The organism is Streptomyces sp. NPDC032822 (assembly GCF_055578825.1).
In genome coordinates this window covers 1,084,410-1,097,605 of sequence record NZ_JBVIOL010000001.1, presented here as the reverse complement: position 1 = coordinate 1,097,605, position 13,196 = coordinate 1,084,410, and the positions used below count along the sequence as shown (strand labels likewise).

Sequence of the window (13,196 nt, the reverse complement as noted above, 5' to 3'; positions counted from 1 at the left end):
CGTAGACGCCCCGCCCGTAGACACTCCGTCCGTCGATGCCCCGTACTCGGGCATGTGGCCCCTCCCTCTCCGACTGATCCGCCACCTATGCTCTCAGCTCGTACAGAGTGCCGAGGTTCAGGTGAGCGAGGGTGGGGCCGGGATGACGGAGCAGAAGGTGCGCTGGGGAGTCCTGGCGACGGGCGGGATCGCGGCGGCGTTCACCGCCGATCTGGTCGATCTGCCGGACGCGGAGGTCGTGGCGGTGGCCTCGCGGACCGAGGAGTCGGCGAAGGGGTTCGCGGAGCGGTTCGGCATCCCGCGGGCGTACGGCGGCTGGGACGCGCTCGCGCAGGACGAGGACATCGATGTCGTGTACGTCGCCACTCCGCACTCGGCGCACCGGGCGGCGGCCGGGCTGTGTCTGGAGGCCGGCCGGAACGTGCTGTGCGAGAAGGCGTTCACGCTGAACGCGCGGGAGGCCGAGGAACTGGTCGCGCTCTCCCGGGCGCGCGGCAGCTTCCTGATGGAGGCGATGTGGATGTACTGCAACCCGCTGATCCGACGCCTGTCGGACCTGGTGCGGGACGGCGCGATCGGTGAGATCCGTACGGTCCAGGCGGACTTCGGCCTGGCGGGCCCGTTCCCGCCCACCCACCGGCTGCGTGATCCGCAACAGGGCGGCGGCTCGCTGCTGGACCTCGGCGTGTACCCGGTGTCGTTCGCCCATCTGCTGCTCGGCGAGCCGTCGGACATCGCCGCGCGGGCGGTGCTGTCGGAGGAGGGCGTCGATCTCCAGACGGCCGGGCTGCTCTCCTGGGAGAGCGGCGCGCTCGCCTCGGTGCACTGCTCGGTGATCGGCGGTACGGGCACCACGGCGTCCGTCACCGGCTCGCAGGGCCGTATCGACATCCCGTACGGCTTCTTCCACACGGACCGCTTCGTGCTGCACCGCGACGGCCGTGACCCGGAGGAGTTCACGACCACCCCGGAGGAGGGGCCGGCGGGCAGTCTGAAGCACGAGGCCCGTGAGGTGATGCGGGCGCTGCGGGCCGGTGAGACGGAGTCTCCGCTCGTTCCGCTGGACGGCACGCTCGCCGTGATGCGGACGCTCGACACGATCCGTGAGCGCATCGGCGTCCGCTATCCGTCGGAGGAGGCGCTCACGCCGGCGTGAGCCCCGGCTTCCCCACCTGGGTCACGAAGGACGCGGCCGTCGTGACCGGCGCCCCGGGCGTGGTCACGTACGGCACGGTCTTGAAGTCGGCGCGTGCCTGCTCCTGGTCCAGGGTGACGGTCGCGTAGCCGCGCCGGCCGTTGTAGAACCTCAGATGCGGGTTGGCGGTCGTGTAGGTGTTCCAGTTCGAGGGCCGGTCGGCGCCGTCCCGGCCGCTGGTGACCGATGTGGTGACGATCTCCGTGCCGAGGGTGCGGGAGGCCGGGTCGTCGAAGTCGTCCTTGATGTCGAAGGCGTAGGCGACGTGCACGTCTCCGGTGAGGACCATCAGGTTGTCGACGCCGGCGGTCTGCGCGCCGTCGAGGATGCGGCGGCGGGCGGCGGAGTAGCCGTCCCAGGCGTCCATCGACATCCGTGCGACGGGGTTGAGGTCCATTTTCCGCTGGGAGAAGCAGACCTGTTGCGGCATGACGTTCCAGACGGCGGCCGAGTCCCGCCAGCCGTCGAGGAGCCAGCGTTCCTGGGTGGCGCCGGTCAGGGTGCGGGCCGGGTCGGCGCTCTCCGGGCCGGGGAGGTGGACGATCTGGGCGTAGGCCTGGTCGGAGCGGTACTGGCGGGTGTCGAGGACGTCGAACTGGGCGAGCAGGCCCCAGTGCAGTCGCCGGTGCAGCAGCATGTCGGGGCCGGTGGGGAGCTGTGCCAGGCGCAGGGGCTGGTGCTCCCAGTAGGCGCGGTAGGCGGCGGCGCGGCGCAGCAGGAACTCTTCCGGGGGTACGGCGTTCTCCGGGACGGAGCCGGCGTAGTTGTTCTCCGTCTCGTGGTCGTCCCAGGTGACGACGAAGGGGTGGGTGGCGTGTGCGGCCCGCAGGTCGGGGTCGGATTTGTAGAGGGCGTAGCGCAGCCGGTAGTCCTCCAGGGTCGCGGCTTCGTGGTTGAAGTGGTCCGGCAGGACGCGGTCGGTGTAGCGGCGCTGCCCGCCGGCCGCGTCGACGGCGTACTCGTAGAGGTAGTCCCCGAGGTGGAAGACGAGGTCGACGTCGTCCTGGGCGAGGTGGCGGTACGCGGTGAAGTAGCCGTCGTGGTAGGCCTGGCAGGCCACGGCGGCGATCTTGAGCGAGGAGGCGAGAGTGGTGGCGGCGGGTGTGGTGCGGGTGCGGCCGGTCTCGCTGAGCCAACTGCCCGCACGGAAGCGGTAGTAGTAGACGCGGTCCGGCTGGAGTCCCTCGACCTCGATGTGCACGGCGTGCCGGAACTCGGGGTGGGCGGTGGCGGTGCCCTTGCCGACGACGGTGGCGAAGGCCTGGTCGTGGGCGATCTCCCAGTCGACGGCGACCCGTTCGACGGGGAGTCCGCCGTCGGGCTGGTAGGGGACGGGGGCGAGCCGTGTCCACAGGACCACCGAGGTGGGCTGGGGGTCGCCGGAGGCGATGCCCAGGGTGAAGGGGTCGGTGTCGATGCGGGCCGGGTCGAGTTCGGCCGCGGCGGCGGTGCCGGTGGCGGGCAGCCCGAAGCCGAGGGCGAGCGCGACGGCCGCGCCGCCGGCGCTCAGGAAGCCGCGGCGGCCGATGCGGCGGGCGGCGGCGCGCAGCTCCGGGGCGTGCGGGGCCAGGGCCGACGACTCGGTTTCTGTGATGGTCATTCTTTCCTCCCACGACAGTTGGGGGAGGAGGTGGCGCGGCGAGAGGATCCCGACACGCGGCGGCGGGTGCATGACACCCGGATGACGGACAGCGTGATCCCGGATGGCGGACGCCCGCCTACGCTGCGGCCTCATGGATACCAAGCAGACGAACGCTCCCGGGCGGACCGCGGTCGTGACCGGCGCGGGCTCCGGCATCGGCCGTGCCGTCGCCGTCGAGCTGTTGCGCGCGGGCTGGTCGGTGGCGCTGGCGGGCCGCCGGCCGGCGCCTCTGGAGGAGACCGCGGCACTGGGGCCCGAGGGTGCCTCCGTCGCCGTGGGGACCGATGTGGCCCGCCCGGAGGACGTGGCCGCGCTGTTCGCCGCCACCGTGGACGCCTTCGGCCGTGTCGACCTGCTGTTCAACAACGCGGGGACGTTCGGGCCCGGCGGGGTGCCGGTCGAGGAACTGCCGTACGACGCCTGGCGGCATGTGGTGGACACCAACCTGAACGGGGCGTTCCTGTGCGCGCAGGCGGCGTACCGGCAGATGAGGTACCAGAGCCCGCAGGGCGGCCGGATCATCAACAACGGGTCGATCTCGGCGCACACGCCCCGGCCGCACTCCGTCGCCTACACGGCGACCAAGCACGCGCTGACCGGTCTCACCAAGGCGCTGTCGCTCGACGGGCGGCCGTACGGGATCGCGGTCGGGCAGATCGACATCGGGAACGCGGCGACGGACATGACCGAGCGGATGCAGACGGGGGCGTTGCAGGCCAACGGGGAGGTCGCGCCCGAGCCGGTGATGGATGTCGCCGATGTCGCGCGGACCGTGCGGCACATGGCTGAGCTGCCGTTGGAGGCGAATGTGCAGTTCGCGACGGTGTTGGCGACGGCGATGCCGTACGTGGGGCGCGGCTGATCCATTCGATCAGGTGATCGAAGGCTCAACTTGCACAACCGGAATGGAATCCTCCGCACCATCGGGGCCGGTGGCAGGCATATGCTCTTCATCTCCTCCACGAGAGCTTCACACTTGGAGGAGAGGGCTTCCGCCGACCAACCCGAGGGGGGTTGCGGCAGTCGTTCCACCGCACCGGGTGGGGGTGGACCTCGCGTAGGACAGCGAGTTGCACACCGGTGCGGTGGAACGGCTGCCGTGCAGGTCAGATCCGGCGCCTGCGCAGCGCGTAGACGCCACCGGCCAGCAGCGCGACCGTGCCCGCCGCTCCTTCCAGCAGCCGCCAGGGCGAGGGGTCGTCCACGGCCACACCGGGCGGGCCGGCCGCCGCTTGAGCGGTCTCGCGGGTCGGCGACTGCGTGGGCGAAGGATGACCTGCCCCGCCACCCGCGCTCAACGGCTCCGCCAGGGTGCCCACCGCCTTCGCCGAACTCCCCTTGCCGAAGCCCCAGTCGAGCAGGGCGGCGGTCTCCTCGTAGACGTCGCTGCCGCCGCTGTCGGGGTGCATCACGGTGACGAGAAGCGTCCGGCCACCGCGGGTGGCGGCGCCGGTGAAGGTGTTTCCGGCGTCGCTTGTGTAGCCGTTCTTGACGCCGATCAGGCCCCGGTAGGTGCGCACGCCGTAGGCGCCCGTCAGCAGCCGGTCGGTGTTCTGGATCTGGAAGGTCTTCTGGCCGCCCGCCGGGAAGTCGGCGGTCCTGGTCGCGCAGTACTCCCGGAAGTCGGCGCCGCGCAGCCCGTTCCGGGCGAAGAGCGTGAGGTCGTACGCCGAGGACAGCTGGCCCTTGTGGTCGAAGCCGTCCGGGCTGACCACATGGGTGTCCTCGGCCCGCAGGTCCGCCGCCCTGGCCTGCATCTCGGCGACCGTCGCGGCGAGCCCGCCGTTCATGTGGGCCAGCACATGCACCGCGTCGTTCCCGGAGCGCAGGAACACGCCCTGCCACAACTGCTCGACGGTGTAGGTGATCCCGGCCTTCACGCCGACCAGGCTGGACCCGGCCGGGACGTCCGCGAGGTCGGCGTCGGTCACCGTATGCCGCTCGGTCCGCTCGAACTTCCCCAGCACCGTGTCGGCGAACAGCATCTTCAGCGTCGACGCGGGGGCCAGTCTCCGGTGCGCCCGGTACGAGGCGAGCACCTCACCACTGTCGTGGTCGGCGACCAGCCAGGCACGGGCGGTCAGCTTCTCGGGCAGCCCCCCGACAGCAGCGGAAACAGAATCCGGAGCCGAAACGGAAGCCGGAGCGGAAGCAAGAGCGGGAGCGGGAGCAGCCGCGGCCAGAGGAAGGGCGAGCAGGGAACGCCTGGACAGGGAATTCAAAGAAAGACCGCTCCTCCGCAGAGTGACACCCCCACTCAACAGGGAGTTCCTGGCAACAAGCCCTCCACAGCTTAGGAATGAGCTGTCTCAGCGGATTCCGATTCCGGCCCTCGCATTCTCAGTTCTTGCACACCCTTTACTCAGGTACGCACAAAGCTTTCTCCCTACTTTGAGGCCGCGCCCACAGCGGGCGCCAAGAACCTAGAGGAACGGGATGTTTGGCATCTATCTCAAGCGCGAACTGAGCCGGCGCAAGAAGGCTGCTCTGGTCATCGCCATGGGTCTGGCGCTCGGAATCGCCCTGGTCATCACCGTCAACTCGGTGTCGGCAGGCATGCAGCAGGCGCAGGACAAAGTCCTGCAATCGCTCTACGGCCTCGGCACCGACATGACGGTGACCAAGGCGAGGACGGCGCCCACCGACAACAGTTCCGGCAGACCGGGCTTCGAGTTCGACGCGAAGTCGAACGACGACGACGAGGAGCAGAGTTCCGACCGGGTGATGACCCAGGGGGGTCAGGCCCTGAAGTCCTCGCTCGTCGAGAAGGTCTCCACCCAGAAGGGCGTGGCGAGCGCGGTCGGCGCGCTGACCCTGAACGTCACGAAGGTCAACGGCTCCTTCACCCAGGGCGAGGCCCAGTCGCAGAACAGCCAGTCCCAGGGGCAGGGCCAGGGCGGCCCCGGCGGCGGCACCTCCTCGGGCAGCACCGCCCAGCCGCAGGTCCAGGGCGGCGGCGCCTCCTTCGACGTGAACTCCTACTCGGTGGCCGGCATCGACGTCACCGACCAGACGCTCGGCCCGCTGGCGAGCTCGAAGATCACCTCGGGCAGGACGTTCACCGCCGCGCAGACCAACGCGAAGGTCGCGGTGCTCAGCAAGTCGTACGCCAAGGAGAACAAGTACAAGGTCGGCTCGACCTTCAAGATCTCCGGCACCAAGTACAAGGTCATCGGCATCGCGACGCCCGACAGCAGCGACTCCAGCACCGACGTCTACCTGCCGCTGAAGCAGGCGCAGACGCTGGCCGACGCCAAGAACCAGGTCACCACGATCTACGTCAAGGCGGCCGACTCGAAGCAGATCGAGACCGTCAAGTCGACGATCCAGAAGAACATCTCCGGTACGACGGTGACGACCTCCGCCGACCTCGCGGACACCGTCTCCGGCTCCCTGTCCACCGCCTCGAACCTGGCGACCAGCGTCGGCAAGTGGCTGTCGATCGCCGTGCTCGCCGCCGCCTTCCTGGTGGCCGCGCTGCTGACCTCCTCGGCGGTCTCCCGGCGGGTGCGTGAGTTCGGCACCCTCAAAGCGCTCGGCTGGCCGAGCCGCCGGGTCACCCGGCAGGTCGTCGGCGAGTCCGTCGTGAACGGTCTGATCGGCGGTGCCCTCGGTATCGCGCTGGGCCTCGTGGCCGCCTACACGGTGACCGCGATCAGCCCGAAGCTGACCGCACAGCTGGGCTCCACCGGCGGTGGCGGCGGCATGGGCGGTGGCCCCGGCGGTGGCGGCCCCGGCCGGCAGGCGACGTCGAACACCATGGAGATCGCCCTGTCCGCCCCGGTCTCGCCGACCACCATCGCGCTCGCGGTGGGCCTGGCCGTGGCCGGCGGTCTGATCGCCGGTGCGATGGGCGGCTGGCGCGCCTCCCGCATGCGGCCGGCGGACGCCCTGCGCAGCGTGAACTGACCAGCCCTCTCGGCCCGCCCTTCTCATCCCCTCCCCTTCTCCCCTCCCTTCCCCTCCCCTCCCCTCCCTTTCGTCTTCTCGTCCTTCTCGCGGCTTACGGAGCTAACGGAGCACCCATGTACAGACTCACCGGCGTCACCAAGCGCTATACGCGCGGCAAGGAGACGGTGGAGGCGCTGCGCGGCGTCGACCTCACCATCGAGGACGGCGACCAGCTCGTCATCCAGGGCCCCACCGGCGGCGGCAAGTCCACCCTCCTCCAGATGATCGGCGGCCTCGACCGCCCGTCCGAGGGCACCGTCGAGCTGGACGGCGTCGACCTCGGGCGCATCAGCGAGGCCAAGCTGACCCGGCTGCGCGCCGAGAAGATCGGCATCATCTTCCAGGCGTTCAACCTGATCCCGACGCTGACCGCGCAGGAGAACGTCGAGACCGCCCTCGTCCCGCTCGGTGTGAAGCCGGCCGAGCGGCGCGAGCGGGCGGCGGAGGCACTGCGCTCGGTCGGCCTCGGCGAGCGTCTCACCCATGTCCCGACCGAGCTGTCCGGCGGCCAGCAGCAGCGCGTGGCCATCGCCCGCGCCCTCGTCAAGAAGCCGAAGGTACTCCTCGCCGACGAGCCCACCGGCAACCTCGACGAGGGCACCCGCGACGACATCATGGCCCTGCTGGAGGGGCTGTGGCGTGAGCACGGGCTGACGTTCGTCCTGGTCACCCACGACTCCTCGATCGCGCGTCGGGCGCCGCGGGTGGCCACGATCAGGGCCGGGCAGATCAGCCTGTCCGAGCAGGCGGTCAGTTACTGACCGCAGTGATGCGAGGGCGTCCCGACGACGTCGCGGGGGCCGTTCACCGCCCGAGGATCCGGTCGATCTCGACCAGTTGCCCGGCGGTGAGCGGCCCCTTCCCGATCGCGCCCGCGTTCTGCTCGGCCTGGGCGACCGAGCGGAAGCCGGGGATGGGGACCGTGCGCGGGCTGCGCGCCCACAGCCAGGCCAGGGCGCCCTGGGCGAGCGTACGGCCGTTGCTGGTGAGGATCTCTTTGAGCGCGTCGACGCGGCCGAGCCAGTCGGGATCGGCGCCCGTCCCCTCGTCGAAGCCCTTGAGCCACTCCGGCGGCCGGCTCCGGATGTCCCCGGCCTCCATGGCCCCTTGGCGCTTCCCGGCCAGCAACCCCATGGCGAGCGGGCTGCGGTTGACGCTTGCCAGGCCCAACTCCTCGCAGAGCGCGATCATTTCGGGAGCGTCCTGCAACACGTTGATCGCGTGCTGGACGGCCGCGCAGTGCTCCCCCTCGGCGAACACGGCGGCGCGGGCCGGGTCGTCGGTGCTCCAGGCGTAGGCACGGATCAACCCCTCTCGCACAAACTCCTCGCAGACATCGCGCAGTTCGGCGGCACGTTCCGGGTCCGCGTCCGAGAGGTGCAGCTGGTAGAGGTCGATGTGGTCGGTGCCGAGGCGCTCCAGGGAGGCGGTCAGCGCGCGGCGGGCGTACGCCGGGCTGTCGTCGCCGCCGGTGAGGGTGCGGGTGGCCTCGTCGAAGACGTTGCCCCACTTGGTGGCGACGACCACGTCGTCCCGCCGCTTGCCGAGGGCCCGGCCCAGGACGCGTTCGCTGTGGCCGGTGCCGTAGGTGTCCGCGGTGTCGAAGAAGGTGACGCCGAGGTCGAGGGCGCGCCGGATCGCCCGTACGGACTCCTCGTCGTCGACCTTGCCCCAGCCGAGCGGCTGGCCGTCGGGCGCCTGCCATTCACCGCCGATCGCCCAGCAGCCGAAGCCGAGAGCGCTGACCTCGATGCCGCTGCGGCCCAGTGTCCGTGTGGTCTCCATACAGGAGAACGCTAGGAGTTGGAGTGCACGCGAAGGCAAGGCCGCGTACAGGGAACCCTGATGGGCTGCTCGGACGGGCCGCTATGCCTGGCCTGTCTCGAACCGGGAGATCCTGCCGTCGTCCCCGACCGTGAAGGTCCACCGGGTGCGCATCTCGCCCCAGGTGTCGTTGCTGTAGCGGGCGATGAGGGCGCGGCCGCTCCGGGACTCGTTGTCGACTTCCATGTGGCCGTGGGAGCTGAAGATCTCCCGGTCGGTCCACTCGTCGAGGTCGCGGTCCGACCCGTCGTCCGCCATGGTCGCGCCGGGCGCGAGAAGCTTGAGGAAAGCCTCGCGGTCATGGGCGTTGACGGCGGTGACGAAGGCGCGGACGGCGGGGTCGCTCAGTCGGGCGGTCTGAATCGTCATGGCAGCCAGACTCACACCGTGGGCGCGGGTGCGCCACCCGAACGGCGCTGCGGACCGAGCCGGTGAGGGCCGGGGATGTGACGGTGGAGGCGTGACTTCCTACGACCGACGTGATCTGGGTCTGCTGCTCCTCCGGCTGGGTGCCGGCGGGGTGCTGGCCGCACACGGCACACAGAAACTGTTCGGATGGTTCGGCGGACATGGGCTGGAGGGCACCGGCCAGTTCATGGAGTCCGTCGGATACGCGCCCGGCCGGCAGAACGCCGCGGCGGCGGGGCTGGCCGAGGCAGGCGGCGGCACCCTGCTGGCGCTGGGTCTGGCGACCCCGGCGGCCGGGGCCGCGGCGGCCGGCGCGATGGCGGGCGCCGCCGCGGTGCACGCGCCCAACGGCTTCTTCAACCAGGGCGGCGGCTACGAGTACGCGGCGACCCTGGGCCTGACGGCGGCCGGCCTCGCCGTGTCCGGGCCCGGCCGGCTCTCCCTCGATCACGCTCTCGGCCACGCGGTCGACCGGAGCTGGATGGTCCCGGCGGCGTTCGCGGTGACCGGGCTGGCGACGGCGCTGGTGGTGGGGGCGCGGAACCGGCGGGTGCGGCGGGCGGCGGAGGGGGAGCAGGAAACGTTGTTCGAGTAGCCGCCGGTTGTTCCGCCGGGGGCCGCGTCGGGCATGCTGCGGGCATGAGCGCTCACGACACCCCTGCGACGGCGACGGCCCCGGACCTCTGGGAGTCGATCGAGGACCTGTGGGCCTGGCTGGAAGCGCACCGTCCGGTCGACGGCGACCCCAGCCTGCTCCTGCGGGTGCTGAAGCTGTCGGAGGAGGTCGGCGAGGTCGCCCAGGCGGTGATCGGGGTGACCGGCCGAAACCCGCGCAAGGGTGTCACCCACACCTGGGACGACGTCCAGGCCGAGCTGTGCGATGTGGCGATCACGGCCCTGGTGGCCCTGCGCACGCTCACCCCGGACACCCGCGAGGTCTTCGCCCGGCATCTGGCCCGGGTGACGGAACGGTCCCTGGGGACGGCGCCTTAACTCTCCCGGGGTTCCTTCTCGACCAGCACGTCCGCCGTCCCGCCCTCCGCCCGCCAGCGGGCCAGCAGTTCGTGGAAGGCCACCGGCCCGTCGCCGAACTGCTGGCTGCCCGGCCGGGGACTGCCCTCGTTGTTGTAGTAGCCGGGGGTGCACTCGGCGTGGAACGCGTACAGGTCGGGTGCCTTCTCGCGGATCGTCGCCACCCAGTCCGCCACGGCCTCCGCGCTGGGCTCGACGTACCGCGCCCCGCGTTCACGCGCCTCGCCGACGACCGCGGCGATGTGGGTGGCCTGTTCGTCGAGGACGTGCACGAAGTTGACGGCGGCGGCGTTCTGCATCGACCCGAGCTGGAAGAGGTTGGGGAAGCCGTGGCTGTAGAGGCCGTGCAGGGTGCGCGGGCCGGCCTGCTTCCAGGCGTCCAGCAGGGCGACGCCGTCGCGGCCGTATGCCGGGAGCCGCCCGGACACCAGGCCCGAGACGCCGACGGCGAAGCCGGTCGCGAAGATGACGCAGTCGACCTCGTACTCGGTGTCGCCGACGACGACGGCGGTCTCGGTGATCCGCTCCACGCCGTGGGTGTCGGCCGTGTCGACGAGGGTGACGTTGGGCCGGTTGAAGGTCTGGAGGTAGTGGTCGCTGAAGGTGGGCCGCTTGCACATGTAGCGGTACCAGGGCTTGAGCTTCTCGGCCGTGTCCGGGGCCTCGACGACCGCCGCCACCCGCTCCCGGATCTCGTTCATCTTCTGGAAGTCGGCGATCTCGTAGGCCCGTTCGCGCTCCTCGGCCGGGATGTGCGCGTAGGAGTTGGTCGGGACGATCTTCTCCTGGAGCCGCGCGCTGCTGGTCCAGCCGTCGTTCACCAGGTCCTCCTCGCCGCGGACGCCGGTGACGACCTTGAGGAAGTTGTCCCTGCGCCGCCGCTGCCAGCCGGGCTCCAGCGTCGCGGCCCACTCCGGGTCGGTACGGCGGTTTCCGCGGACGTCGACGGAGGAGGGCGTGCGCTGGAACACGTACAGGTGCCCGGCGTCGGCCCCGAGGTGCGGGACCACCTGGATGCCGGTGGCGCCGGTGCCGATGAGCGCGACGCGTTTGCCGGCGAGCCCGGTCAGCCCGCCCTCGGCGCTGCCGCCGGTGTAGGCGTAGTCCCAGCGACTCGTATGGAACATATGGCCTTTGAAGGTCTCGATCCCGGGGATGCCGGGCAGCTTGGCCTGGCTGAGCACGCCGCTGGAGACCACGACGTACCGGGCCCGGATCCGGTCGCCGCGATCGGTGGCGACGACCCACTCCGACTCGCTCTCGTCCCAGCGCAGTTCGGTCGCCTGGGTCTGGAAGCAGGCGTGGTCGTAGAGACCGAAGTGCCGGCCGATGGCCCGTGCGTGCTGCCGTATCTCCTCCCCCGGCGCGTACTTCCACGCGGGGACGTAGCCGATCTCCTCCAACAGCGGCAGATAGACGTACGACTCGATGTCGCAGCGGATGCCCGGATACCGGTTCCAGTACCAAGTGCCGCCGAAGTCCCCGCCCTTCTCGATCACCCGGATCGTCTCCACCCCGGCCTGCCGCAGCCGGGACGCGGCGAGCAGCCCGCCGAAACCGCCTCCGACGACCACCGCCTCGACCCGGTCGCACAGTGCCTCACGGGTGAACTCGGCCTCGGCGTAGGGGTCTTTGTCGTACGCCTCGAACTCACCGCGGGTGTCGCGGTACTGGGTACGCCCGTCGGGACGGACCCGACGGTCGCGTTCGGCGCGGTACCGGGCGCGGAGGGCGTCGGGATCGAAGCCGAGGTCCCGTGGATCGGAGGTGGGCGAATCCGGGGCGTGGGGGGACGGCATGGCTCTCCTCGGTCGTGGGGGGGCGGGGAGTCGGGGTCCGGGCCGCCCAGTCAACCGGACCGGGCTGACGGCTCCCGGACAGATTCCGGACAGCGGAGAAGTGTGACGGGGCCATGAGGTCATGCCCTTCACCCGACCACGTCACGCACCGCGCCCCGGGCCGCTTCCGCCCCACCGGCAGCCCCCGAGGACCGCCCCAGCCGGTACCCGAAGCCCCGTCGGGTGTGGATGAGCGCCCCCTCCTCGCCGTTCACCTTGCGCCGGAGCCGGGAGACCAGCCGCTCCACGGCACCGTCGGTGGGCGGCTCACGCCATACATGCCGGCCGATCTGCTCCTTGGAGAGCACGCGCTCCGCGTTGACGAGGAGGAGGCGCAGCAGCCGGTGCTCGGCGGGGGTCAGTGCGACGCTCCGGTCCCCGCGCCACGCCCGGCAGGTCACGTCGTCCAGGACGAGATCGCCGTAGCGCAGCGCACCGTCCCATCCACCGCCCCGTCCGCCGAAGTCCTCACCCCGCACCAACTGCCGTGCCCGGGCGAGGACTTCGGCGGCCTTGACCGAACCGGTGAGCTGGACTCCCGCCCCGAAGGCGGTCCCGCGCGGAACGAGACTGCCGAGGAACTCGCCCCGGTCCATGAGGAGTACGGCCGGCCGGTCGGGCCCGGACAGCCGACGGGCCTGTCGCAGACGATGCGTGTCCGGCAGCATCACATCAAGGATCACCAGATCGAACCGGCACGTCTCCAGCCACTCCAACGCCATCGCCCCGCTGTCCGCCACCTCGGCGCGATAGCCGGCGAGTTCCATGGCCGCCAGCAGCACCTGCGAGCCGGGTTCCCCGGCGGCGATCAGCACACGCGGAGGGCCGCCGGGGACCGGGGCCGCATCCGGGACCGCGCCCGGGGAGGGGGACGGCGGTGGGGGCATGAATCTCACCCTACCCGCTGCTTGCCTAAGTCAAGGAATAGGTTCCAGCCACTCCGTGCGCAGCCCGCCCCCGCCCCCTCCTCCCCACTCACCGCACCCACCCGGCCTAGCCGAACCGGCCCGCCCGCCCGAAGTCCGTAAGTCTGTGGAGCGGAGGGGGAGACGAGCCGGCCCGCTGTTTGGAGGCGTTGTGGTGATACCCCGACCGTCGGTGCGGTCCGCCCGGATGTCCCGTGCATCCCTGGTCGCGGCCGCGGTGGCCGCCGGGATCCTGCTGGGGGCGGTGGCGGGGGGGGGGGGGGGGGGGGGGGGGGGGGGGGAGGGGGGGGGGAAGGGGGGGGAGGGAGGGGGGGGGGGGAGGTAGGGTGTGCACGCATGGGAGAGAAGGACATGCCTACCGGCGCGGGCAACGGCCCGTC

12 protein-coding genes are annotated in these 13,196 nt (G+C 71.2%); 6 read left to right on the top strand and 6 right to left on the bottom strand.

What is annotated here, in order from left to right:
* Positions 1-142: 142 nt before the first annotated feature.
* On the top strand, positions 143-1,156 hold the full coding sequence (locus tag ACZ5VD_RS05065; RefSeq protein ID WP_468680799.1) for a Gfo/Idh/MocA family protein: 1,014 nt from the start codon (positions 143-145) through the stop codon (positions 1,154-1,156).
* Here the strand turns inward: ACZ5VD_RS05065 and ACZ5VD_RS05060 are convergent.
* Positions 1,143-2,795: an alkaline phosphatase D family protein gene (locus ACZ5VD_RS05060; RefSeq protein WP_468680797.1), complete on the bottom strand. Its 1,653-nt coding sequence runs from the start codon at positions 2,793-2,795 to the stop codon at positions 1,143-1,145. The genes ACZ5VD_RS05065 and ACZ5VD_RS05060 overlap by 14 nt on opposite strands.
* Before the next feature lie 133 nt (positions 2,796-2,928).
* On the opposite strand from ACZ5VD_RS05060, the gene ACZ5VD_RS05055 reads away from it, so the two are divergent.
* Complete coding sequence (locus tag ACZ5VD_RS05055) at positions 2,929-3,699, top strand: SDR family oxidoreductase (protein WP_468680795.1); 771 nt, start codon at positions 2,929-2,931, stop codon at positions 3,697-3,699.
* A gap of 244 nt (positions 3,700-3,943) precedes the next feature.
* On the opposite strand, the gene ACZ5VD_RS05050 is transcribed toward ACZ5VD_RS05055, so the two are convergent.
* A complete protein-coding gene (locus ACZ5VD_RS05050) occupies positions 3,944-5,080 on the bottom strand; it encodes a D-alanyl-D-alanine carboxypeptidase family protein (protein ID WP_468680974.1) in 1,137 nt (378 codons plus the stop codon).
* A gap of 193 nt (positions 5,081-5,273) precedes the next feature.
* Here ACZ5VD_RS05050 and ACZ5VD_RS05045 point away from each other — a divergent pair, with 193 nt between their 5' ends.
* Together ACZ5VD_RS05045 and ACZ5VD_RS05040 are read left to right on the top strand one after the other, a co-directional pair.
* A complete protein-coding gene (locus ACZ5VD_RS05045) occupies positions 5,274-6,746 on the top strand; it encodes an ABC transporter permease (RefSeq protein WP_468680793.1) in 1,473 nt (490 codons plus the stop codon).
* Positions 6,747-6,862: 116 nt separating this feature from the next.
* Positions 6,863-7,549 (top strand): ABC transporter ATP-binding protein, encoded by a 687-nt coding sequence (locus ACZ5VD_RS05040; RefSeq protein WP_468680790.1) that lies wholly within the window; start codon positions 6,863-6,865, stop codon positions 7,547-7,549.
* A 43-nt stretch (positions 7,550-7,592) separates the two neighbouring features.
* On the opposite strand, the gene ACZ5VD_RS05035 is transcribed toward ACZ5VD_RS05040, so the two are convergent.
* Positions 7,593-8,573 carry an aldo/keto reductase gene (locus ACZ5VD_RS05035; RefSeq protein WP_468680788.1) on the bottom strand — a complete coding sequence of 327 codons (981 nt, stop codon included), beginning with the start codon at positions 8,571-8,573 and terminating at the stop codon, positions 7,593-7,595.
* An 81-nt stretch (positions 8,574-8,654) separates the two neighbouring features.
* Complete coding sequence (locus ACZ5VD_RS05030; RefSeq protein ID WP_468549227.1) at positions 8,655-8,981, bottom strand: nuclear transport factor 2 family protein; 327 nt, start codon at positions 8,979-8,981, stop codon at positions 8,655-8,657.
* Between the two features lie 91 nt (positions 8,982-9,072).
* Here ACZ5VD_RS05030 and ACZ5VD_RS05025 point away from each other — a divergent pair, with 91 nt between their 5' ends.
* Both ACZ5VD_RS05025 and ACZ5VD_RS05020 read left to right on the top strand, forming a co-directional pair.
* Positions 9,073-9,615: a DoxX family protein gene (locus ACZ5VD_RS05025; protein ID WP_468549226.1), complete on the top strand. Its 543-nt coding sequence runs from the start codon at positions 9,073-9,075 to the stop codon at positions 9,613-9,615.
* Between the two features lie 44 nt (positions 9,616-9,659).
* Positions 9,660-10,013, top strand: a complete 354-nt coding sequence (locus tag ACZ5VD_RS05020; RefSeq protein ID WP_468549225.1) for a MazG-like family protein — start codon at positions 9,660-9,662, stop codon at positions 10,011-10,013.
* On the opposite strand, the gene ACZ5VD_RS05015 is transcribed toward ACZ5VD_RS05020, so the two are convergent.
* Together ACZ5VD_RS05015 and ACZ5VD_RS05010 are read right to left on the bottom strand one after the other, a co-directional pair.
* Positions 10,010-11,851, bottom strand: a complete 1,842-nt coding sequence (locus ACZ5VD_RS05015; RefSeq protein WP_468680784.1) for a flavin-containing monooxygenase — start codon at positions 11,849-11,851, stop codon at positions 10,010-10,012. The two genes, ACZ5VD_RS05020 and ACZ5VD_RS05015, sit on opposite strands and share 4 nt — an antisense overlap.
* A gap of 128 nt (positions 11,852-11,979) precedes the next feature.
* The gene (locus ACZ5VD_RS05010) at positions 11,980-12,777 is read right to left on the bottom strand and encodes a response regulator transcription factor (protein WP_468680782.1); all 798 of its coding nucleotides are present in this window, start codon (positions 12,775-12,777) and stop codon (positions 11,980-11,982) included.
* Between the last annotated feature and the right edge of the window lie 419 nt (positions 12,778-13,196).

Excerpts from the sequence above, each read along its gene's own strand:
- ACZ5VD_RS05065 (WP_468680799.1), top strand. The coding sequence starts at position 143 with ATGACGGAGCAGAAGGTGCGCTGGGGAGTCCTGGCGACGGGCGGGATC.
- ACZ5VD_RS05060 (WP_468680797.1), bottom strand. The coding sequence starts at position 2,795 with ATGACCATCACAGAAACCGAGTCGTCGGCCCTGGCCCCGCACGCCCCG.
- ACZ5VD_RS05055 (WP_468680795.1), top strand. The coding sequence starts at position 2,929 with ATGGATACCAAGCAGACGAACGCTCCCGGGCGGACCGCGGTCGTGACC.
- ACZ5VD_RS05045 (WP_468680793.1), top strand. The coding sequence starts at position 5,274 with ATGTTTGGCATCTATCTCAAGCGCGAACTGAGCCGGCGCAAGAAGGCT.
- ACZ5VD_RS05040 (WP_468680790.1), top strand. The coding sequence starts at position 6,863 with ATGTACAGACTCACCGGCGTCACCAAGCGCTATACGCGCGGCAAGGAG.
- ACZ5VD_RS05035 (WP_468680788.1), bottom strand. The coding sequence starts at position 8,573 with ATGGAGACCACACGGACACTGGGCCGCAGCGGCATCGAGGTCAGCGCT.
- ACZ5VD_RS05030 (WP_468549227.1), bottom strand. The coding sequence starts at position 8,981 with ATGACGATTCAGACCGCCCGACTGAGCGACCCCGCCGTCCGCGCCTTC.
- ACZ5VD_RS05020 (WP_468549225.1), top strand. The coding sequence starts at position 9,660 with ATGAGCGCTCACGACACCCCTGCGACGGCGACGGCCCCGGACCTCTGG.
- ACZ5VD_RS05015 (WP_468680784.1), bottom strand. The coding sequence starts at position 11,851 with ATGCCGTCCCCCCACGCCCCGGATTCGCCCACCTCCGATCCACGGGAC.
- ACZ5VD_RS05010 (WP_468680782.1), bottom strand. The coding sequence starts at position 12,777 with ATGCCCCCACCGCCGTCCCCCTCCCCGGGCGCGGTCCCGGATGCGGCC.